Annotated in this window: 22 protein-coding genes; 11 read left to right on the top strand and 11 right to left on the bottom strand. The window is 70.3% G+C overall.

Features of this window, described 5'->3' with window-relative positions; all coding sequences use genetic code 11:
• Positions 1-484: 484 nt before the first annotated feature.
• Complete coding sequence (locus ACIOSR_RS07335) at positions 485-811, bottom strand: hypothetical protein (RefSeq protein WP_402752246.1); 327 nt, start codon at positions 809-811, stop codon at positions 485-487.
• Between the two features lie 52 nt (positions 812-863).
• Entirely contained in the window at positions 864-1,934 is a 1,071-nt protein-coding gene (gene ychF / locus ACIOSR_RS07330; RefSeq protein ID WP_402752245.1) for a redox-regulated ATPase YchF, read from the bottom strand.
• A 119-nt stretch (positions 1,935-2,053) separates the two neighbouring features.
• Between ychF and ACIOSR_RS07325 the strand changes: the two genes are divergently transcribed.
• Positions 2,054-2,683, top strand: a complete 630-nt coding sequence (locus ACIOSR_RS07325) for an exonuclease domain-containing protein (RefSeq protein ID WP_192122767.1) — start codon at positions 2,054-2,056, stop codon at positions 2,681-2,683.
• 105 nt (positions 2,684-2,788) lie between these two features.
• Complete coding sequence (locus ACIOSR_RS07320; RefSeq protein ID WP_173152830.1) at positions 2,789-4,057, top strand: DNA recombination protein RmuC; 1,269 nt, start codon at positions 2,789-2,791, stop codon at positions 4,055-4,057.
• A 65-nt stretch (positions 4,058-4,122) separates the two neighbouring features.
• Here the strand turns inward: ACIOSR_RS07320 and glpX are convergent, their stop codons facing one another.
• Positions 4,123-5,121: a class II fructose-bisphosphatase gene (gene glpX / locus ACIOSR_RS07315; protein WP_043597850.1), complete on the bottom strand. Its 999-nt coding sequence runs from the start codon at positions 5,119-5,121 to the stop codon at positions 4,123-4,125.
• Positions 5,122-5,232: 111 nt separating this feature from the next.
• Here glpX and fbaA point away from each other — a divergent pair, with 111 nt between their 5' ends.
• Positions 5,233-6,261 carry a class II fructose-bisphosphate aldolase gene (fbaA, locus tag ACIOSR_RS07310; protein WP_123571588.1) on the top strand — a complete coding sequence of 343 codons (1,029 nt, stop codon included), beginning with the start codon at positions 5,233-5,235 and terminating at the stop codon, positions 6,259-6,261.
• A gap of 76 nt (positions 6,262-6,337) precedes the next feature.
• On the opposite strand, the gene ACIOSR_RS07305 is transcribed toward fbaA, so the two are convergent.
• On the bottom strand, positions 6,338-6,919 hold the full coding sequence (locus ACIOSR_RS07305) for a DUF6264 family protein (RefSeq protein WP_402752244.1): 582 nt from the start codon (positions 6,917-6,919) through the stop codon (positions 6,338-6,340).
• On the bottom strand, positions 6,916-7,980 hold the full coding sequence (locus ACIOSR_RS07300) for a 4-hydroxy-3-methylbut-2-enyl diphosphate reductase (RefSeq protein ID WP_233568507.1): 1,065 nt from the start codon (positions 7,978-7,980) through the stop codon (positions 6,916-6,918). The genes ACIOSR_RS07305 and ACIOSR_RS07300 overlap by 4 nt, the downstream gene beginning before the upstream one ends.
• 124 nt (positions 7,981-8,104) lie before the next feature.
• On the opposite strand from ACIOSR_RS07300, the gene xseA reads away from it, so the two are divergent.
• From xseA to ACIOSR_RS07275, 5 genes are all read left to right on the top strand, one after another.
• Positions 8,105-9,394 carry an exodeoxyribonuclease VII large subunit gene (gene xseA, locus ACIOSR_RS07295; protein ID WP_402752243.1) on the top strand — a complete coding sequence of 430 codons (1,290 nt, stop codon included), beginning with the start codon at positions 8,105-8,107 and terminating at the stop codon, positions 9,392-9,394.
• Positions 9,395-9,403: 9 nt separating this feature from the next.
• Positions 9,404-9,634 (top strand): exodeoxyribonuclease VII small subunit, encoded by a 231-nt coding sequence (locus ACIOSR_RS07290; protein WP_123571591.1) that lies wholly within the window; start codon positions 9,404-9,406, stop codon positions 9,632-9,634.
• Positions 9,631-10,314 (top strand): DUF4245 domain-containing protein, encoded by a 684-nt coding sequence (locus ACIOSR_RS07285; protein WP_402752242.1) that lies wholly within the window; start codon positions 9,631-9,633, stop codon positions 10,312-10,314. The genes ACIOSR_RS07290 and ACIOSR_RS07285 overlap by 4 nt, the downstream gene beginning before the upstream one ends.
• A 142-nt stretch (positions 10,315-10,456) precedes the next feature.
• Entirely contained in the window at positions 10,457-11,047 is a 591-nt protein-coding gene (locus ACIOSR_RS07280) for a carbonic anhydrase (protein ID WP_056049244.1), read from the top strand.
• Between the two features lie 85 nt (positions 11,048-11,132).
• Complete coding sequence (locus ACIOSR_RS07275) at positions 11,133-12,533, top strand: class II fumarate hydratase (protein ID WP_173152843.1); 1,401 nt, start codon at positions 11,133-11,135, stop codon at positions 12,531-12,533.
• Between the two features lie 221 nt (positions 12,534-12,754).
• Here ACIOSR_RS07275 and ACIOSR_RS07270 read toward each other — a convergent pair whose 3' ends face one another.
• On the bottom strand, positions 12,755-13,240 hold the full coding sequence (locus tag ACIOSR_RS07270) for a hypothetical protein (RefSeq protein WP_402752241.1): 486 nt from the start codon (positions 13,238-13,240) through the stop codon (positions 12,755-12,757).
• Positions 13,241-13,424: 184 nt separating this feature from the next.
• Between ACIOSR_RS07270 and ACIOSR_RS07265 the strand changes: the two genes are divergently transcribed.
• Entirely contained in the window at positions 13,425-13,766 is a 342-nt protein-coding gene (locus ACIOSR_RS07265; RefSeq protein ID WP_402752240.1) for a hypothetical protein, read from the top strand.
• Positions 13,747-14,274, top strand: coding sequence for a hypothetical protein (locus ACIOSR_RS07260; protein ID WP_402752239.1), 528 nt, complete (start codon positions 13,747-13,749; stop codon positions 14,272-14,274). Before ACIOSR_RS07265 ends, ACIOSR_RS07260 begins: the two co-directional genes overlap by 20 nt.
• A gap of 958 nt (positions 14,275-15,232) precedes the next feature.
• On the opposite strand, the gene ACIOSR_RS07255 is transcribed toward ACIOSR_RS07260, so the two are convergent.
• From ACIOSR_RS07255 to ACIOSR_RS07245, 3 genes are all read right to left on the bottom strand, one after another.
• Complete coding sequence (locus ACIOSR_RS07255) at positions 15,233-16,576, bottom strand: PhoH family protein (protein ID WP_402752483.1); 1,344 nt, start codon at positions 16,574-16,576, stop codon at positions 15,233-15,235.
• 258 nt (positions 16,577-16,834) lie between these two features.
• The gene (locus ACIOSR_RS07250; RefSeq protein ID WP_402752238.1) at positions 16,835-17,962 is read right to left on the bottom strand and encodes an aminotransferase class V-fold PLP-dependent enzyme; all 1,128 of its coding nucleotides are present in this window, start codon (positions 17,960-17,962) and stop codon (positions 16,835-16,837) included.
• Between the two features lie 477 nt (positions 17,963-18,439).
• Positions 18,440-19,228: an isoprenyl transferase gene (locus ACIOSR_RS07245; RefSeq protein ID WP_043597826.1), complete on the bottom strand. Its 789-nt coding sequence runs from the start codon at positions 19,226-19,228 to the stop codon at positions 18,440-18,442.
• 85 nt (positions 19,229-19,313) lie between these two features.
• Here ACIOSR_RS07245 and ACIOSR_RS07240 point away from each other — a divergent pair, with 85 nt between their 5' ends.
• On the top strand, positions 19,314-20,090 hold the full coding sequence (locus ACIOSR_RS07240) for a hemolysin III family protein (protein WP_159825635.1): 777 nt from the start codon (positions 19,314-19,316) through the stop codon (positions 20,088-20,090).
• 58 nt (positions 20,091-20,148) lie between these two features.
• Here the strand turns inward: ACIOSR_RS07240 and ACIOSR_RS07235 are convergent, their stop codons facing one another.
• Both ACIOSR_RS07235 and mca read right to left on the bottom strand, forming a co-directional pair.
• Positions 20,149-20,523, bottom strand: a complete 375-nt coding sequence (locus tag ACIOSR_RS07235; protein ID WP_402752237.1) for a hypothetical protein — start codon at positions 20,521-20,523, stop codon at positions 20,149-20,151.
• Complete coding sequence (gene mca, locus ACIOSR_RS07230) at positions 20,520-21,410, bottom strand: mycothiol conjugate amidase Mca (RefSeq protein ID WP_192122780.1); 891 nt, start codon at positions 21,408-21,410, stop codon at positions 20,520-20,522. Before mca ends, ACIOSR_RS07235 begins: the two co-directional genes overlap by 4 nt.
• Between the last annotated feature and the right edge of the window lie 6 nt (positions 21,411-21,416).

Here is a 21,416-nt window from a genome sequence, read left to right as displayed (position 1 = left end):
GAGCAGCGCGACGTGGATCTCCCCCTGGAGGGTCCGGACGGGGACTAGTCGTGTCCGGACCGCCGCGCGTAAAGCCTTAGGCCAGGGCTTCCCGGGTTGGCAGGTCCCGCACTTTCAGTCGGTCCCGAATTTCCATGTCGAGGAACAGACCCTTAAGCCGCTCGAGACCATCACTAGGCATGAGCCGCCACTCGCTGTTCATTAGTTGCAACCCCGTACCCCCGTAGGCTTCGGCAGCCAGCTTGAGCAAATCGTCGAGTCCCCAGTGCCTAGGTAGCCGTGAGCCTGAGTCGGGCGTGATCGTAACGAGAACGAAGTTGGGCGAGAAGAACCCCCGTTCAGCCATGAACCGGCGAGTCGGTGCGTCGTAGTGTTTTGGCGCTTCGTGGACCCAGTCCGCGAATGGTGAAGTCGTCATGTTCTTACAGTAGCGACACCCGGAAATCAGAATTTAGAAGTAGACCTCGACGCATTCTGCCCTGCGTCACCAGCCGCCAGTCCCACCCTCAGGCCACGAGCCGGGCCGATACTTCACCGCGTAGCGGCCCCCTGCGAGCAGCGAGATGGTGACTTCAAGGCAGTGCCCTCCCCGACTGTCGGCGAGGAGGAACGGTTCGTCGAACTCGAAGTGCCAGGTCTCTGGGCCCTCGGTGATGCCGGAGCCCGCAGCAGTCGCGTACTCGTCATTGTCAAGCTGGGCGGTGAAGTACTGACGACCCCCGGCAACGTTGTCCCGTCGAGGGTTCATTCGCCCAAAACCGCGGAGTTCGATCCAGCCGGTTCCCTCTGCTACTTGCCACTCGTCAGCCATGACGGTCCCTTCGTTCAGTGAACATATGATCGCCGACATGATCGGCAAACGTCTAGCTGTGACGGAACTCCACCACGTCGCCGTCCTGCATGACGTATTCTTTGCCCTCGATGCGGGCCTTGCCGGCCGAGCGCGCCTCCGCGATGGAGCCGGTCTCGACCAGGTCGTCGAACGAGATGACCTCGGCCTTGATGAAGCCCTTCTCGAAGTCGGTGTGGATGACCCCGGCGGCCTGCGGGGCCTTCCAGCCCTTGCCGATCGTCCAGGCGCGGGTCTCTTTCGGGCCGGCCGTCAGGTAGGTCTGCAGCCCGAGCGTCTCGAAGCCGATGCGGGCGAGCTGGTCGAGACCGGACTCGTCCTGCCCGAGCGACGCGAGCAGCTCGGCGGCGTCCTCGTCGTCGAGGCCGATCAGCTCGGACTCGACTTGCGCGTCGAGGAAGATCGCCTCGGCCGGCGAGACCAGGGCCTGCAGTTCGGCCTTGCGCGCCTCGTCGGTGAGGACGGCCTCGTCGACGTTGAAGACGTAGATGAAAGGCTTCGCGGTGAGCAACCCGAGTTCGCGGATCGGCTCGAGGTCGATGCTCGTGGCCGAGAGCGCCTCGCCACGCTCGAGCGCCTCCTTGGCGGCCACGGCCGTCTCGTGCACGATCGGCTCGACGCGCTTCAGCCGCAGCTCTTTCTCGTACCGGACGAGCGCCTTCTCGACCGTCTCGAGGTCGGCGAGGATCAGCTCGGTGTTGATCGTGCCCATGTCGCTCTCGGGGTCGACCTTGCCGTCGACGTGCACGACGTCGGGGTCGTCGAAGCCGCGCACGACCTCGGCGATGGCGTCGGCCTCGCGGATGTTCGCCAGGAACTTGTTGCCGAGCCCCTCGCCCTCGCTCGCCCCCTTGACGATGCCGGCGATGTCGACGAACGACACCGGCGCGGGCAGGATCTTCTCGCTGCCGAAGAGACCGGCCAACACCTGGAGGCGCGGGTCGGGCAGGTTGACGATGCCCACGTTGGGCTCGATGGTCGCGAACGGATAGTTCGCCGCCAGCACCTGGTTCTTGGTCAGGGCGTTGAACAGGGTGGACTTGCCGACGTTGGGCAGTCCGACGATCGCGATAGTGAGAGCCACGAGGGTCAAGCGTACCGGGCCTGCCGAGCCGTGCCGTCGGAACCGCGTCCGCCGTGGAGGGAACGGTCGCCCACCGCGCCTGGGGAGGCGGTGTCGGAGGCGCGTGAGAGCATGAGTCAATGCCCATCGACTTCACCGCGATCGACTTCGAGACCGCGAACTCGAGCAGCGCCAGTGCCTGCTCCGTCGGCCTCGTCAAGGTCCGCGACGGCGTCGTCGTCGACAAGGTCGGCTGGTTGATCCAGCCACCCACCGGGCACGACGAGTTCTCCGAGTGGAACACCCGCATCCACGGCATCGTCGCGAACGACGTCGTCGGCGCCTTCGGCTGGGCCGAACAGTTCGAGCTGCTCGCCGACTTCGCCGGCGACGACGTCTTCGTCGCCCACAACGCCGGCTTCGACATGGGCGTCATCAAGGCCGCCTGCGCGGCGACCGGGCTCACCCCTCCCCCGTGGTCGTACCTCTGCAGCCTGCAGGTCGCCCGCAAGACCTACTCGCTCGACTCGTACCGGCTGCCGATCGCCGCGACGGCCGCCGGGTTCGACGCCTTCTCCCACCACGACGCTCTCGCCGACGCCGAGGCCTGTGCGGCCATCGTCGCCCACGCCGCACTGTTCCACGGCGCCTCCGACCTGTCCGAACTCGCGACGATCGCGTCGGTCAAGGTGAAGGTGCTGCAGCCGGCCGGGGCGCCGACGGCGCCCGCCGTGCCCAGGGCCGACCGACGCCCGATGGCCTTCGGCTAGGCGCCTCCCTCACGCCAGTCCGACGCCCCCGGGGCGCGTCGGTCTCCCGCGACCCCACCGCGTCGACTCCCGACCGGTGTCGGTGGCCGCTGCCACACTTCCGCCATGCCCCTTCCGCTCGCGCTGTTCCTCGCCCTGCTGCTCGGTCTCGTCCTCGGCGTCGCCGTCGGGGCGCTGGTCGCCCGCACCCGCGCCGCGGAGGCGACGGCACGCCTGTCGTCCGACCTCGCCGCAGCCCGCGCCGTGGCCGACGCGTCGCGCGAGCGCCTCGAGGGTCAGGACGACCAGTACCGTCGACAGATCGCGCAGCAAGAAGACCGCCTCCGCGAGTTCCAGGACCGCCTCCGCGACGTCCGCATCGCCGAGGCCGAGAGGGCACGCACCGACGGTCAGGTGCTCGTCGCGCTCAGCCCGGTGGCCGAGAGCCTGCAGGCCGTCCAGCAGAAGGTGGCCGAGCTCGAAGCCGAACGCACCCTCCAGTACGGCGCCCTCAGCGAGCAGCTCCGCACCGCCGCCGAATCGGGTGAACGGCTCCGCGGGACGGCCGAGTCGCTCGCCTCCGCGCTGAAGTCGAACAGCACGCGCGGCGTCTGGGGCGAGACCCAGTTGCGCAACGTCGTGCAGGCCGCGGGTCTCGTCGAGCGCGTCGACTTCGACGTGCAGACGTCGATCTCGTCGGACGCCGGCTCCGGTCGCCCCGACATGGTGGTGCACCTCCCCGGCGGCAAGAACATCGCGGTCGACGCCAAGGTGCCCTTCTCCGCCTACCTCGAGGCCAGCGCCATCCCCGCATCCGCCACGGGCGACGAGGGCGCACGACGCGACCAGCTGGTCCGGCAGCACGTCAAGGCACTGCGTGCCCACGTCGACGCCCTGGCGGGCAAGACGTACTGGGCCGGGCTCGAGTCCTCGCCCGAGCTGGTCATCGCGTTCATCCCGAGCGAGTCGCTCGTGTCGTCCGCCCTCGAGGCCGACCCGGCCCTGATGGACTACGCCTTCCAGAAGCGCGTCGCCCTCGCCTCGCCCGTGACCCTCTGGTCGGTGCTCAAGACGGTCGCCTTCAGCTGGCAACAGGACGTCGTCACCGCCGAGGCGAAAGAGCTCTTCGACCTCAGCCGCGAACTCTACGGTCGGCTGTCGACCATGGCCGGCCACGTCGACAAGCTCGGCCGGTCGCTGCGCGCCGGCGTCACGGACTACAACCGGTTCGTCGGGTCGCTCGAGCGGACGGTCCTCCCGTCGGCCCGTCGGCTCAGCATGCTCGACGAGTCCAAGGTCCTCGCGACCCCGACGATCGTCGAGGAGTCTCCCCGAGAGCTCACCGCCCCCGAACTCGCGTCGGCCCTCGTCGAGGGCAGCACCGACCACGACTGACCCCCGGTGCGACGAACGCCCGGCCGAGGCCGGGCGTTCGTCGTGTCAGGCGGGTGTCGCGCCGATCAGGCCTTCTCGCCGTACCACTTCGAGACGAGGTGGTCGGCCTCGACCCGGCGGATGGTGCCCGAGTGCGAGCGCAGCACGATGCTCGAGGTGCGGATCATGCCCTGCTTGCGCGTGACGCCCGCGACGAGTGCACCGTCGGTGACACCCGTGGCGACGAAGTACGCGTTGTCGCCCGTGACGAGGTCGTCCTGGTCGAGGACGCGGTCGAGGTCGTGACCGGCGTCGATCGCCTTCTGGCGCTCGGCGTCGTCCTTCGGGGCGAGGCGGGCGAGGATCAGGCCGTCGAGGGCCTTGACCGCGCAGGCCGTGATGATGCCCTCGGGCGTGCCACCGACGCCGACGCACATGTCGATTCGGGAGTCGGGACGGGCCGCGTTGATCCCACCGGCGACGTCACCGTCGAGGAGCAGGCGGGTCGACGCGCCCACGGCCCGGATCTCGGCGATGAGGTCGGCGTGACGGGGACGGTCGAGGACGGCGATCTGCATGTCCTCGACGGCGATGCCCTTGGCTGCGGCCAGGGCGGTGATGTTCTCGCCGATGGGACGGTCGAGGTCGATGATGCCGCGGCCCTCGGGGCCGGTGACGATCTTGTCCATGTAGAAGACGGCGCTGGGGTCGTACATGCTGCCGCGGTCGCTGACGGCGATCACCGAGAGGGCGTTCATGCGTCCCGCCGCGGTGAGGCTCGTGCCGTCGATCGGGTCGACGGCGATGTCGCAGGCCGGGCCGAAGCCGTTGCCGACGTGCTCGCCGTTGAAGAGCATCGGGGCTTCGTCCTTCTCGCCCTCGCCGATCACGACCACGCCGTCGAACGCCACCGTGCCCAAGAACTTGCGCATGGCGTCGACCGCGGCCTTGTCGGCGGCATTCTTGTCGCCCTTGCCGATGAACGGCGCCGAACGGATCGCGGCCGCCTCGGTGGCCCGGACCAGTTCCATGCCGAGGTTGCGGTCGGGGTGCGAGTAGAGGGTTCCGGAATCCGTGTCAGCCATGCTCCGGATCTTACCCGCGCCGCGCCTCCCGACCGGGCTCCGACGACCAGGACGAACAGACGTGCGCTGACTAGGGTGGATGAGCCACCAGCCGTGATCGAAGGAGATTCAATGCCCGTCGCAACCCCCGAGCAGTACGCCGAGATGCTCGACAAGGCGAAGAACAAGGGCTTCGCCTACCCCGCCGTCAACGTCTCGTCGTCGCAGACGATCAACTCCGTGCTGCAGGGCCTGACCGAGGCGGGCAGCGACGGCATCATCCAGGTCACCACCGGCGGCGCCGACTACTTCGCCGGCCACACCGTCAAGAACCGCGCCGCGGGCGCCATCGCCTTCGCCAAGTTCGCGACCGAGGTCGCGAAGAACTACCCGGTGACCGTCGCCCTCCACACCGACCACTGCCCGAAGGACGCCCTCGACGGCTTCGTGCTCCCGCTCATCGCCGCCTCCGAAGAAGAGGTCCGGGCCGGTCGCAACCCGCTGTTCCAGTCGCACATGTGGGACGGCTCGGCGGTCCCGCTCGACGAGAACATCTCTATCGCGCAGGACATGCTGAAGCGCACCAAGGCCATCAACGCCATCCTCGAGGTCGAGATCGGCGTGGTCGGCGGCGAAGAAGACGGCGTGCAGCACGAAGGCACCAACGACGCGCTCTACACCACGGTGGGCGACGTCACCCGCGTGGTGGAGGCGCTCGGACTCGGCGAACACGGCCGCTACATCGCCGCCCTCACCTTCGGCAACGTGCACGGCGTGTACAAGCCGGGCAACGTCAAGCTGCGTCCCGAACTGCTCGGCGAGATCCAGCAGGGCATCCAGGAGAAGTTCGGCACCGCCGCGAAGCCCCTCGAACTCGTCTTCCACGGTGGTTCGGGGTCGTCCGACGCCGAGATCGCCGAGGCCGTCTCGAACGGCGTCGTCAAGATGAACCTCGACACCGACACGCAGTACGCCTTCAGCCGGTCCATCGCCGACACCGTGTTGAAGAACTACGACGGGTTCCTCAAGATCGACGGCGAGGTCGGCAACAAGAAGCAGTACGACCCCCGCGCCTGGGGCAAGGTCGCCGAGAGCGCCATGGCCGCCCGCGTCGTCGAGGCGACGAAGCAGCTCGGGTCGTACGGTCAGTCGGCGAGCTGACCCGCGCCTCCTGGTCGCACGACGAAGCCCCCGAGCGAGTGCTCGGGGGCTTCGTCGTCGGGGCGAAGGGCGGACGTCAGTTCGACCCCGAGAAGTAGTCGTTCGTGAAACTCTGCATCGCCTCGGCGAAAGCCGGATCGCCCATCAAGATGGCTGCCGCCCCGAAGCCCTGCACGAGGCCGAAGACCACACCGGCGACGAGGGGCACCACGAAGCCGAGACGCCCGGCACGCAGCCGCCGGAGGGTCCACCAGGTCGAGACGGCGAACAGCGTCACGGCCAACACGGCCATGACGACCCCGAAGGTCTGCAGCGCAGCGGACGAGCCGAACCCCGAGAGGTCGAGCCCGAACGTCTCGAACTGGGCGAGCTGCGTCGTCGCGTAACCGGGCACGCGGGCGACGGCCTGGATCGCCCCGAAGGCACCCAGCCCGATCAGGGCGAACGTCGCCACCCGGTCGATGCGCCGCCCGGCCGAGAGCGCAGGAGGCGCGGTGCGGGTCTCGTCACCGGGGCGGACGTCGGTCGAGACCGCGGGCCGGGCGTCCTGACCGGCGACCCGCGCCTCCTCGGCGGTGTCGGCCTCGGCCGCGGCGGGGTTGACCCAGCCCTCGGGCGCGTACTCGCCGTAGCGCGGCTTCGGTCGGTCGTCCGTCATCGGGTGCGACCGCCGAGGCCGCGGGCGTCGACCTGGCCCGTCGCGTCTTTCCGCAGCTCTTTCGGCAGTGAGAACATCAGGTCTTCCTCAGCCGTGACGACCTCGTGGACGTCGACGTAGCCGGCGTCCGACAGGTCGGCCAACACCTCGTCGACGAGCACCTCGGGAACCGACGCGCCGGAGGTGACCCCCACCGTCTCGACGCCGTCGAGCCACTCCTGCTTGATCTCGTTCGTGTAGTCGACGCGGTAGGCGGCCTTGGCGCCGTGCTCGAGGGCGACCTCGACGAGACGCACGCTGTTGGAGCTGTTCGCCGATCCGACGACGATGACGAGGTCGGCGCCCTGGGCGACCTTCTTGATGGCGACCTGGCGGTTCTGCGTGGCGTAGCAGATGTCGTCGCTCGGGGGGTTCTGGATGTTCGGGAACCGCTCACGCAGTCGACGCACGGTCTCCATCGTCTCGTCGACGCTGAGGGTGGTCTGTGACAGCCAGACGAGGTTGTCGGGGTCGGCGACGACGAGGTCGTCGACCTCGCCCGGGTTCTGCACCAGGGTGGTGCGATCCGCCGCGTGGCCCATCGTGCCCTCGACCTCTTCGTGCCCGGCGTGGCCGATCAGGATGATGTGCCGGCCCTGGTTGCCGAAGCGCACGGCCTCGCGGTGGACCTTCGTGACGAGGGGGCAGGTCGCGTCGATGGCCTGCAGCTCGCGATCCGCCGCACCCTTCACGACGGCCGGCGAGACGCCGTGCGCGCTGAAGACGATGTGCGACCCCGGGGGCACTTCGTCGACCTCGTCGACGAAGATGGCCCCCTGGCTCTCGAGGGTCGCGACCACGTGCACGTTGTGGACGATCTGCTTGCGGACGTAGACGGGCGCGCCGTAGTGCTCGAGGGCTTTCTCGACCGCGATGACGGCGCGGTCGACGCCAGCGCAGTACCCGCGGGGTGCCGCGAGCAGCACCTGCTTGCGTCCGTTGACGGGGGTATCCTTTAGCCTGTTCCGCACCGCAGGAACACGCGGTGTCGGCAGGTCGATGGCGAGGGCGCCGTTGGAGATGTGGCTCACCCGACGAGTCTAGGTGTGCCGGACTGGTCGCGTACTGGGAGCGACCGCGCGACCGGTCGATCACCGGGGTCGCCGCTCGTCCTGCCGGTGTCGACCACCCCTCGAACGGAGCTCCATGACGATCGTTCCCCCTCCCCCCACCGCCGAGTCCCCGTGGCCCGTCGGGCTCCTCGCGAGCAAGGTGCGCGACTGGATCGACCGCCTGGGGACGGCCTGGGTCGAGGGCGAGATCACCCAGTGGAACGTCTCGGGCGGCAACGTCTACGGCAAGCTCCGCGACCTCGAGCACGACGCGACCGTCTCGTTCTCGATCTGGTCCAGCGTGAAGTCACGCGTACCGTCCGACCTCAAACAGGGCGACCGGGTCATCGCCGCCGTCAAGCCGAACTACTGGGTCAAGGGCGGCAGCCTCACGATGCAGGTCTTCGACATGCGCCACGTCGGGCTCGGCGACCTCCTCGAACGACTCGAGCGCCTCCGACGCCAGCTCACGGCCGAGGGGCTCTTCTCCCCCGAGCGCAAGCGGGCCCTGCCGTTCCTGCCCGGCTGCATCGGCCTCGTCACCGGCAAGGACAGCGACGCCGAGAAAGACGTCCTGCGCAACGCCCAGCTGAGATGGCCCTCGGTGTCGTTCCGCGTCGTGCACGCCGCGGTACAGGGCGACCGCATGGTCGGCGAGGTCACGGCGGCGATCCAGCGTCTCGACGCCGACGACGAGGTCGACGTCATCATCGTCGCGCGAGGCGGCGGCGATTTCCAGAACCTCCTCGGCTTCAGCGACGAAGGCCTCGTCCGCGCCGTCTCGGCGTGCATCACGCCGGTCGTCAGCGCCATCGGGCACGAGGCGGATCGGCCGCTGCTCGACGACGTCGCCGACCTGCGCGCGTCCACGCCCACCGACGCCGCGAAACGGGTCGTCCCCGACGTGACCGAAGAACTGTCGCGCGTGCAACAGGCGCGCACCCGCATCGGCGTGCGTCTGACCTCGCTGGTCGCCACCGAGATCGACCGGCTCGAACAGATCCGCAGCCGGCCGGTGCTGGCGTCGCCCCAGACCCTCGTCGACGTCCGGGCCGACGAGGTCGTCCGGGCGGTGGCCCGCGGCGAAGAACTCGTCGGCCGGGCCGTCGAGAGGGCGCACACCCGCGTCTCGGAGCTCACGGCCCAGCTGCGCGCCCTGTCGCCGCAGGGCACGCTGCGCCGCGGTTACGCGATCGTGCAGCTGCCGTCGGGCGGGGTGTTGCGGTCCCCCGCCGAGGCCCCCGCCGAGACGCGCCTCCTCGTGACCACCGACGGAGGCGCGGTGGGCGCCGTCAGCACCGGCGCCTCCTCCCCAGGCTCCGACGCTCCCGACGAGTCGTCACCCGTGGCGTCCGCCACGACCTCCGTCAGCACCCCTCGTTAGGATCGTCACGTGGACACCACCCCGACCAGCACCCCGCCCGACGTCTCGTCGCTCAGCTACGAGCAGGCCCGCGACGAGCTCGTGTCCGTCGTGTCCGAACTCGAGCAAGGCGCCTCGACCCTCGAGCGCTCGCTGGCCCTCTGGGAACGCGGCGAGGCGCTCGCCCGGCGCTGCGAAGAATGGTTGATGGGGGCGCGCGAGCGCCTCGAGGCGGCCCGCCGTCAGGTGTCGGCAGAATGACCTCCCCCTCCGACGGCGGCCCCCGGGGCTCGCGACGCCCCCCAGAGCCCCGCATCGTCGCCGAACTCGGCCGACCCGAGACCCCGGACGAGACCGCCGCCCGCAAGGCCGAGAACACCCGCAAGCACTACGCGAACCAGACGGCGATCAACCTGACCCTGTCGATCGTCGCCTCGCTCGGCATCGTGCTCTTCCTGGTGCTCGTCGTGGTCCGGCCGAGTGGCACGGTGAACCGGCAGGAGATCGACTACGTCCAGGTCGCGTCGCAGGCCCAGGCGAGCGTCGACGCCCCCCTGGCCGCGCCTCCGCTGCCCGACGGCTGGAGCTCGAACGCCGCCGAGGTCCGGTCCACGACCCGCGACGACGTACCGACCTGGTACGTGGGGCTGATCACGCCGGCCCAGCAGTTCATCGGGCTCGAGCAGGGCATCGACGCCAATCCGACCTGGGTCAGCCTGCAGGTGCAGAACGCTGCAGCGACGTCGACCCGGTCGATCGGCGGTCTGACCTGGGACGTCTACGACCGGCGCGACGCCGACGACCCGGGCAACTACGCCTATGCCCTGACCACCACGGTCGACCGCAGCTCGTACGTGCTCTACGGCACGGCCGACGACGCCGAGTTCGACGTCCTGGCCATCTCCCTGGCCGAGCAGATCTCCAGCCAAGAAAGCGAATGACGTGACCCGACACGACCCCGCCGCCGGCGTGCCCGCCACCGCGGCCCCTTCCGCACCCGAGAACACCGCGACGTCCCGGCCCACGGACGTCTCGGCCATCGCGCCGGCGAGCGCGTCCGAGCCGGGGACGGCATGGAGCCGGATGGTGGACGGCAACCACCGCTTCGTCGAGGGGGCACCTCGTCACCCCCACCAGGACAGTGACCGGCGGTCGTCCCTCGCCGCCGGCCAAGAGCCCGTGGCAGCACTCTTCGGATGCGCCGACTCGCGACTGGCCGCCGAGATCATCTTCGACGTCGGCCTCGGTGACCTCTTCGTCGTGCGCAACGCCGGCCAGGTGGTCGGCGACACCGTCATCGCCTCGCTCGAGTTCGCGGTCTCGGTGCTCCACGTCCCCCTCATCGTGGTGCTCGGCCACGACAGCTGCGGCGCCGTCGCCTCGGCCATCGACTCCATCGGTTCCGACGCCGCACCCGGGTCGGCCTTCCTGGGTGGGCTGATCGACATGATCATGCCGTCGGTCGAGCGTGCCCAGCTCGACCTCGAGACGGGTGCCGACCTCGACCCCCGCACGGTCGGCCAGTTGCACATCGAGGCGTCGGTCCGCACGCTCGTCGACCGGTCCGCCCTCATCGCGTCCGCCGTCGCGGACGGTAAGTTGGCCGTGGTCGGCGCGAACTACGACCTCGCCAACGGGCGGGTCGACCCTTCGGTCGTCGTCGGCCGACTCTGAACCGAGTCGGGGCGAACGCTCCGACGCCCCGCGCCCTCCACGGGCGCAGCAGCCCGGCAGGGCCCGAGGAAAGGACCACGACGTCGTGACCACATCCGAGACCGAGTACCGCATCGAGCACGACACGATGGGCGAGGTGCGGGTGCCCGCATCGGCCCTCTACCGCGCCCAGACGCAGCGTGCCGTCGAGAACTTCCCCATCAGCGGGGCCGGTCTCGAGCCGGCGCAGATCGTCGCGCTCGCTCGCATCAAGCGCGCGGCCGCCCTGGTGAACGGCGAGATGGGCATCATCGACCGACCCGTCGCCGATGCGATCGTCTCGGCCGCGGACCAGATCATCGGTGGCAGCCATCACGACCAGTTCCCGGTCGACGTCTACCAGACCGGCAGCGGCACGTCCTCGAACATGAACATGAACGAGGTGCTCGCCACCCTCGCCGGAACGGTCGACGGCGTCGCCGTCCACCCCAACGACCACGTCAACGCGTCGCAGTCGTCGAACGACGTGTTCCCGACCTCGGTGCACGTCGCCGTCACGGGCGCGCTGCTGCACGACCTGGTGCCCGCCCTCGACCACCTGGCGGTCGCCCTCGAGAAGAAGGCCACGGCCTGGTCCGAGGTGGTGAAGGCGGGCCGCACCCACCTCATGGACGCCACGCCGGTCACGCTCGGGCAGGAGTTCGGCGGCTACGCCCGCCAGATCCGTCTCGCGATCGAACGGGTGCAGAGCGCCCTGCCCCGCGTGGCAGAGGTCCCCCTGGGCGGAACGGCCACCGGCACCGGCATTAACACGCCTCAGGGCTTCCCGCAGCGGGTCATCGCCGCCCTCGCGGACGACAGCGGGCTGCCCGTCACCGAGGCGCTCGACCACTTCGAGGCGCAGGGGGCCCGCGACGCGCTCGTCGAGGCCTCCGGCGCCTTGCGCGTGCTCGCCGTGAGCCTCACCAAGATCAACAACGACATCCGCTGGATGGGCTCGGGGCCCAACGCGGGTCTCGGCGAGCTGCACATCCCCGACCTGCAGCCCGGCTCGTCGATCATGCCGGGCAAGGTCAACCCGGTCATCCCCGAGGCCGTCCTCATGGTCTCGGCACGGGTGATCGGCAACGACGCGACGATCGCCTGGGCCGGCGCGTCCGGAGCCTTCGAACTCAACGTGGCGATCCCCGTGATGGGGACGGCGTTGCTCGAGTCGATCCGCCTGCTCTCGAACGCCACCCGCGCCCTGGCGGACAAGACCGTCGACGGCCTCGAGGCCAACGTCGAGCACGCCCGGGCCCTCGCCGAGTCGTCTCCGTCGATCGTGACGCCGCTGAACCGCGTCATCGGCTACGAGGCCGCGGCGAAGGTGGCCAAGCACGCGGTGGCCCAGAAGCTCACCGTTCGCGAGGCCGTCGTCGATCTCGGGTTCGTCGAGCGGGGCGAGGTCACCGAGCAGCAGCTCGACACCGCACTCGACGTGCTCAGCATGACCCACCCGGGCTGAGCCCACCGGTCAGAGTCCAGCCCCGAGCGGCCCGGGTCGAGCCCTCCGGCCTGAGCCCATCCCCGGCCGGCCGGGACCACAGCACGTCGAGGAGGTGCGCGTCCGTCGTCGACAGACACGCGCCTCCTCGGCCTTTCGGCTTCTCTACCCTCTCGCCTGCCTGTTCGCGTTCCCGTTCCCGTTCCTGTTCACGTCGACGGGGGCACGCCGCGACGCGGACCTCACGGAACCGTCAGGACGGCATCGACGGCGACGGCCACCGGCGGGCTGGCCACGACACACCAGAAGGCCGCGAGCAGGCACGGCCCGAAAGGGATGCCCCCGCTGACCGACGCCGGATCTGGCAGCGGAGCCGTGCCGGCCCGTCGCGGCCTCGAGCCCAACGTCCGAAAGCCGGCCACCCCGATCGCGAACGTTCCGGCAAGAGCCCAGAGACCCAAGAGGGCCGCCGGGCTACCCGTCGCGACGAGTCCGCTCAACACGGCGCCGAGCTTGACGTCCCCCATGCCCAGGCCGCCGGCGATGGTGGCCACCAGGCCGAGCACGGCAGCGACCAGGGCGAAGGCCAGGCTCGTGGCCGCCGTGGCGAGACCGCCCCCCGCGACGAGCAGGACGGTCGACACCCCCCACGCACCCGCGGCCACTCCGACGAGGACGTTCGGCAGTCGACGCTCGGCGATGTCGATCCGGACCAGGGCCGGAGTCACGGCCGCGACTCCGAGACATCCGACGAGCGTCACCGCCCCGGCGCTCGCGCCCACGAGGGGGCCGGCATGCAGTGTGGCGGCAGCGACCGTGACCGCCGACAGTGCAGCCGCGGCGACTGCTTCGAGGGCCTGCGTGCGCTCCTGTCGCGGCCCGTCACCGCCTCGAACCGCTTCCCCGTCTGACGTGCGCGTCCCGTCCGACGAGCCCGTCCCGTCGGGCGAGCGCGTCCCGTCCGGCGAGCACGTCCCGTCCGGCGACGCCGTCCCGTCCGGCGACACCGTCTCGTCCACGAGACCTTCCGGCGAGCTCACGATGCTCCTGATGACGAAGCCGTCTCCGATCCTGACCGACCCGGCTGCGGAGTACGTCCCCGAGCTGGTCGGACCAGATGCCACGGGCGTCGACCTCGCGTGCGCCGGGTTCGCGGACGGTGGGCACGGCCCGTCGTCACGACGAGTCGCCGTCGAGGTCGCCGTCGAGGTCGCCAGGCGTCGTCGAGCACCGCGTGCACGGCCTCGACGATGAGCGATCGATGGTCGCGCACCATCTCGTAGCTCGCTCGAAGGGCGGTTCGTCCCTGGACCGTGATCGCGAGGTCCTTCAGACGGTCCGCGTCGAACGTGTCGCCGTGCCACCTGCGCCCATCGAGTTCGAGGGCGACGACACCGTCGACGACGACGTCGATGCGGCGGCGGTCCTCCGGGCCGACCCGGGTCTGGGACTCGACGCGGTGCCCCAGGTCGGCGAACGTCACCCGCATGACGCTCTCGATGAAGCTCTCGCTCCGCAGATCGGCCCAGTCGACGATGCCCCTCACATCCGCGGGAGCCTCGGCGAACGCCGCATGCAGTCCGGCGACCGAGAAGTGACCGCTCGACAGCGCCCAGTCCAGGAGGGCGACGGCCTCGTCGAGAGGAGCCGCCGTCACGGCGTCCACCAGAGCGGTGCCGACGGGAACGGCCCAGGCCGCACGCCGTGCGTCCTCCGATCCGTGTTCGTCGTCATCCGGCGGACAGGGCACCGTCCCGGGTGACGGACGAGGGGGCACGCGCCCGTCGGAGCGCCACAGCACCCTCGCACCGTGCCTGGCCCGAAGTCGTGAGGCTCCAGGGGGCACCACGACGCTGACGATCGGAACGGTGGTCCACATCCACGCCCCGAGGAGGGCCAAGAGCGATGCCCCGGTCAACCGGCCCCCGATGCGCACGGCCTCGTACCGTGCGTCCCCCGGCGCGAAGGTCGTGTACCACCCGCGTCGGGCTCGGTGAACGTGCCCGGATCGCACTGCTGCGGTGAGCATCCGGTCGGTGGCTCCGAGGGCGATGAGATCCCGCTTGTGGAGGACGCCGCCTGCCCTCCTCACGTGGGTCGCGATCTGCTGCATGCCGACAGGCTGACGCGACCCGCGCCTCCTCCGCGGCGCACGAGAGCCCGCCGGGGGAGAACGTCCGCGTCGCGCGAGGTGGGGCCGAGGCGTCCCTCACGGCGGCTCGTCGACCCCGCGGCGCGCCCGTGCCCGCGCCCACGCCCGCGCCCCGCGCCCGTCCGGGCGTTCCCGACCATGCTGGCAAGTCCGGAGAATACCGCCCACCGACCTCGACACGGCCTCGAACCGTGTCGAAGTGCTGAGTTGCCGACCGGCAGGTGGTCCCTCGTGCCGGTCGAGCACGGCACGGGTCGCACCGAGACGCCGACTCGTCACGGACCACCGAGAACCAGGCGACCCCGAGCACGGTCCGGTGGGCAACTCAGGAGAACGGCGACCAGGTGCGGCCCTGACTCCTCGCAGCCTGCCAATCGCCGGAGTTGCCGACACGACGCGCGGTGCCGGACACGCAGGAGGCGCGACGCCAGAACGCAGGACGCGCGGCGCCAGACACGCAGGACGCGCGGCGCCAGACACGCAGGAGGCGCGGCGCCAGACCGCAGGAGCCGCGGTGCCGGACACGCAGGAGGCGCGGGTCAGGTGACCCGCGCCTCCTGCGTCCCTGCTACACCAGGTCGTTCGACTCGAGCATCTCGGTGACGAGGGCGGCGATCGCGGACCTCTCGGAGCGGGTCAGCGTCACGTGACCGAACAGCGGGTGACCCTTGAGCGTCTCGATGACCGAGGCGACCCCGTCGTGCCGGCCGACGCGCAGGTTGTCGCGCTGCGCCACGTCGTGGGTCAGCACCACCCGCGAGTTCTGGCCGATGCGGCTCAGGACGGTCAGAAGCACGTTGCGCTCGAGGGACTGCGCTTCGTCGACGATCACGAAGGCGTCGTGCAACGACCGACCCCGGATGTGCGTCAGGGGCAGGACCTCGAGGATGCCCCGCTCGACCACCTCGTCGAGGACGTTCTGGGACACGATCGCGCCCAGCGTGTCGAAGACGGCCTGCGCCCACGGGTTCATCTTCTCGCCGGCGTCGCCCGGGAGGAACCCCAGGTCTTGGCCGCCCACCGCGTAGAGCGGGCGGAACACCATGATCTTCTTGTGCTGCTGCTTCTCGAGGACGGCCTCGAGGCCGGCGCAGAGCGCGAGGGCCGATTTGCCCGTGCCGGCGCTGCCCCCCAGCGACACGATGCCCACCTCGGGGTCGAGCAGCAGGTCGATCGCGAGGCGCTGCTCGGCCGATCGACCGTGCAGCCCGAAGACGTCGCGATCGCCGCGGACGAGACGGGCCTCGCCGCGGGCGACCACGCGCCCCAGTGCCGAGCCCCGCTCCGAGTGCACGACCACCCCGGTGTTCACGGGGACGTCCGCGAGCGCAAGGGCGGAGATCTTCTCGGACTCGTAGAACGAGGCCATCTGCTCGCTCGAGACGTTGATCGAGGTCTGCCCGGTGTACCCGCTGTCGACGACCTGTTCGGCCCGGTATTCTTCGGCGGCCAGTCCGATCGACGCGGCCTTCACCCGCAGGGGCAGGTCTTTCGAGACGACCGTGACGGCCAGCCCGTCGGCGGCGAGGTTCGACGCGACGGCGAGGATGCGCGAGTCGGCGTCGTTCAGTTGCAGGCCCGAGGGCAGGACCGACATGTTCGAGTGGTTCAGCTCGACCCGCAGGGAGCCCCCGTCACCCACGGCCACCGGGAAGTCGAGACGGTCGTGCTTCACGCGGAGGTCGTCGAGGAGGCGAAGGGCCTGGCGCGCGAAGTAGCCCAGCTCGGGGTCGTGACGTTTGCCCTCGAGTTCGCTGACGACGACGACGGGAAGCACCACGTCGTGCTCGGCGAAGCGGAAGAGCGCCTGCGGATCGGACAGCAACACCGAGGTGTCGAGCACGTACGTGCGTTGGGCGACCGCCTGGTCACCCCCCGTGGCTGATGCGGTGTTGCGTTCGGTTGAGGTGATGTTCGACGCGGTCACGACCACTCCGTCCTCGGGCGGCTGGGCACCCGGGTACCTTCGGCAGAGACGGCCGCGGAGCAGTTGCGAGGCGAACTTTCGTGGCCGTCTCGATCGGGCTCCTTGCCCGATGTGACGAACCTACGACGCGCCTCCGACATCCGCATCATCGACACCACCGTGTCGTGTGACGATCAGGTGAACGACCCTCATGTAACGGTCGAGGGTGCAGCGCGCGAGCCCCACCCCGCAGGGCGATCCCGCCTAGTAGAAGACGGTCGTGCCGAACGAGGTGAACGCACCCCGCAGCATCTCGAACGAATCGTCGCCCGTGGACACGTGCACGCTCAGCCGCACGGTCGTGTCGCGCACGGTGGCCGTGACCCCGTGGTTGATCAGTGCGGCCGTCAGCGTCGTCATCTGGTCGAGGGCGGGTTCGAGCACGACGATGCCGGCGCGCTCCGCCTCGTCGCGCGGCGAGACCACCGGCACCGCGAACTCGTCGGCGAGGTCGATCACCCGCGTGGCCCGCTCGGCCACGGCCCGCGAGACGGCGGCGACGCCCACGTCGGCGAGGTCCTCGAGGGCCGTGGCGAGGCGCGCCTGGGCGATGGGGTCGGGATTCGTCAGCTGGAACGCCGCAGCACCCGGGCGGGTCGGCTGCCGTCCGTGGTACGAGCCGCCGAGGGTCAGGTCACTCCCGGCGACACCGCTGAACACCGGTGTCAGGGCCGAGAGAGCGCGGTCGCTCAGGGCCAGGAAGCCCGTCCCCCACCCGGCGCGGACCCACTTCTGACCGCCCGACGCCACGACGTCGGCCACGGCGTAGGGCGCGTCGACCACACCGAACCCCTGGATCGCGTCGACGATCAGCAACCGGTCGCCGATCACCTGGCGGATGCCCTCGAGGTCCACCAGGTACCCGGTGCGGTAGTCCACCAGGCTGACGGCCACGGCGGTGACCGAGTCGGTGAGGTGACGCTGCACCACGGCCGGCGTGACCACGTCGTGGTCGAGGTCCATCCAGACCGGCTCGAGCACGCGCAGGGCCTCGGAGGAGCGGGTCGCCGCGACGGGCATGCTCGGGTAGTCGCGCGGCGACATGAGCACCTGCCCGGTGAGACCGAACAGTGTGTGCGTGAGCCCTTCGCTCGTGTTCGGCTGGAAGACGACGTGGTCGGGTGCGAAGCCGACGAGGGACGAGATCGCCCGTCCGACGCGACCCGCCTGCTCGGTCAGGGCGATCTCGGACCCGAAACGGGCCCTCGCCTGCACCTCGACCAACGAGCGCTGCTCGTCGGCGACGGAGCGCGAGATGGGACCCCACTTCGCGAAGTCGAAGTATCCGGGCTCGTCGGTGAACCCCGAGGCGAGGTCGTCGATGGTCTTCACGGTGTTCTCCTAGGCGGCGGTGACTGGTCCACCGTAGTGCCGTCCGCGGTCCGCCGACCCGCGCCTCCTCGTCCGGTCGTCCACGCAGGGGCGTGCGCGGCAGGCCTGCACACGGCCGGCAACTCAGGAGAACGACACACCAGCACCCCCCAGGAGGCGCGGCGCAGCCGGATTCCGGAGTCGCCGACACCAGCCCCGTCAGTGCGCCGGCGGCCGCTCGGGCGTCAGCTGCCGTAGCGCCCGTGCCGGAGGGCGAAGGCGAGCACAGCCGGCAAATCAGGAGAACGACGCATCAGAACCCCAGCAGGAGGCGCGGCGCAGCCGGATTCCGGAGTCGCCCACACCAGCCCGGTCACCGCTCGCACAGCCGGCAACTCAGGAGAACGACACACCAGCACCCCACCAGGAGGCGCGGCGCAGCCGGATTCCGGAGTTGCCGACACCAGCCCGATCACCGCGCCGGCGGCCGCTCGGGCGTCAGCTGCCGTAGCGCCGGTGCCGGAGAGCGAAGTCGCGCACGGCCCGGAGGAAGTCGACCTCGCGCAGGTCGGGGTAGAAGGCCTCGACGAAGTAGAACTCGCTGTGGGCGCTCTGCCACAGCATGAAGTCGCTCAACCGTTGCTCGCCCGACGTGCGGATCACGAGGTCGGGGTCGGGTTGGCCGCCGGTGTAGAGGTGGTCGGCGATGAGCTCGGGGGTGAGCACCTCGGCCAGGGCGTCGAGCGTGCCCCCTGCGGCGTCGTGCGCCCGCACGATGCTGCGCATGGCGTCGGCGATCTCACGGCGCCCGCCGTAGCCGACGGCGAGGTTCACGTGCAGCCCCGTCTTGTCGGCGGTCCGGGCCTGGGCCTCGCGGAGGGCCGAGCAGAGCGCCGGCGGCAGGTCGTCGGTCGCGCCGACGTGCTGCACGCGCCAGTCCCGCTGACGCGAGAGCTCGTCGGCGACGTCGCCGATGATGCCGAAGAGCTCGGTCAACTCGTCGGACTGTCGGTTGCCGAGGTTGTCGGCGGAGAGGAGGTACAGCGTGACCACCTTGATGCCGAGGTCGTCGCACCAGGTGAGGAACTCGCTGATCTTCGCGGCACCCGCGCGGTGCCCGTGGGCAGCGGTCTCGAGCATGCGCTGCTTGGCCCAGCGCCGGTTGCCGTCGACGATCATGGCGACGTGGTGCGGCAGCTCTTGACCGTCGAGGCTTCGGCGGATGCGGTTCTGGTAGAGGCCGTACAGGACTCCCCTGGCGAGGGGAGAGGGACGGCGCTTTTTCACAGGGCTACGGTAGCCCACGGCGGGCCGTCCACAGAGCCGAGGATTCTCAGCCCGCCTCCTCGGACGCTCCCCTAGGCTCGGCCCCATGACCAGCCACACCGACGGAGATCGCGCGAGCCTCCGGGCCGACGAGGTCGACGGGGCCGACCGGGCAGACGGGTCCGACGGGGCCGACATCCCGAACCTGCCGTTGCTCGACGACGCCCTCGCCTACCCCGACATCGAGCGCAAACCGAGTTGGCGCGGCTGGATCCATGCGGCCACCTTCCCGGTCGCGATCGCGACCGGCGTGGTGCTCGTCGTCCTCGCGCAGGGCGTGGCGGCGACCTGGGCCTGCGCGGTCTTCATGACCACGTCGCTCCTGCTCTTCGGCATCTCGGCGACCTACCACCGCTTCCCGTGGAGCCCGAACGCGAAACGCTTCCTGAAGCGCCTCGACCACGCCAACATCTTCCTGCTGATCGCCGGCACCTACACGCCGATCGCGGTCATCGCCCTGCCGCCGTCGAAGGGCGTCACGCTGCTCGTGCTCGTCTGGACGGGCGCCGTGTTGGGCATCCTCTTCCGGGTGTTCTTCCTGAACGCGCCGCGATGGTTGTACGTGCCGCTCTACGTCCTGCTGGGCGTCGGCGCCCTGGGGTTCATCGTCGACCTGCTCGACGCGAACGTCGCGATGATGGTGCTCGTGCTGGTCGGCGGCGCGCTCTACATCGCGGGTGCCGTGTTCTACGGCATCAAGAGGCCGAACCCCGTACCGGGGCACTTCGGATTCCACGAGCTGTTCCACACCATGACGGTGCTGGCGTACCTCTGCCACTGGACGGGCATCCTGCTCGTGGCCCTGGACCCGCCGACCTTCTAGCGCGAGGTCGTCCGAGCCGAGGAGGCGCGGGTCGCCACCCCGGCACCGGTCGCGTCGGTCACGAGTCGCGCTCGTGCCTCCTGCGGTCGCCGTCGTCGTCGAGGTCGCCCTCGACGGGGCGAGCCCGCCGATCGGCGTCTCCGGGGAGTTCTTCGTCGTCGAGAGCCGCGGCCGCCAGGGTCGCCTCGTCGCGCTCGGCCTGGATGCGCTCGCGCACCTCGCCTCGGTACCGGGTGCGTCGGACCCGACGGGTCATGTCGACGACGATAAGCACCGTCGCGACGGCGACGAACGCGATGGCGACGAAACCCCAGACGCCGGGCGTGACGGCCTCGTCGGGGATGGTCGACGGCGGCAGCGTCGGGTCGGGGGTCTGCGGCTGCGCCAGCAGACGGGTCGTGACCGCGACCACCGATTCGGAGAACACGCTCATCGCTGCACCCCCACGAGGCCGGTGTCGGGGTCGACGACCCCGGCGAAGAGGTCGACCTCGGGCAGGTCGGACCCGACGTTCGACTCGACGAGCTGGAAGTCCTCGGTGGGCCAGGCGGCGACCTGGAGGTCGTGGGGCCAGAAGAAGAACGCGCTGTCGAGCGGCACCTGGCTGGCGTGCGACCGAAGGGCGGCGTCGCGCACGGGGAAGAAGTCGGAGACCGGCACGCGGGTCGTGGCCAGGTCGGGCCGGTCGCTGAAGCGGGCCAGCATCTCGGTCAACGACTCGATGAGGGGCGACTCGGGGTCGCTCTCGCGCAGGTGCGTGATCATCGCGCCGATGCGTCCGGCGCTGAACATGCGGTCGTAGTAGACCTTGTCGATCTGCCACGCGTCGCCGGTCGCCGGGTAGCGCTCGGGGTCGGAGGCGTCGCGGTAGGCCGCCATCGAGATCTCGTGCGTGCGGATGTGGTCGGGGTGTGGGTACCCGCCGTTCTCGTCGTAGGTCACCAGCACCTGCGGCTTGAACCGGCGGATGATCGCGACGAGCGGCTCGGCGCTGATCTCGAGCGGGATGGTGGAGAACGAGTTGACCGCGACCGACTCGCCCTCGGCCGGCAGGCCCGAGTCGGCGTAGCCGAGCCACAGGTGGTCGATGCCCATCGCCGCCTGGGCGGCCGCCATCTCGTGCACGCGCAGGCCCGCGATGTCGCGCTCGGCGTGAGCTCGGGCCTCGAGCTGCTCGTTGAGGATCGACCCCTGCTCGCCGCCGGTGCAGCTGACGACGAGGACGTCGACGCCGAGGCTGCGGTAGTAGGCGTAGGTCGCCGAGCCCTTGCTGGACTCGTCGTCGGGGTGGGCGTGGACCGCCAGCAGGCGCAGGGTCAATTCTTC

Source organism: Frigoribacterium sp. NPDC087798 (genome assembly GCF_044742985.1).
Lineage (GTDB): Bacteria > Actinomycetota > Actinomycetes > Actinomycetales > Microbacteriaceae > Frigoribacterium.
Note: the sequence above shows the minus strand (reverse complement) of the source record. Positions and strands in the feature narration are given on the sequence as shown.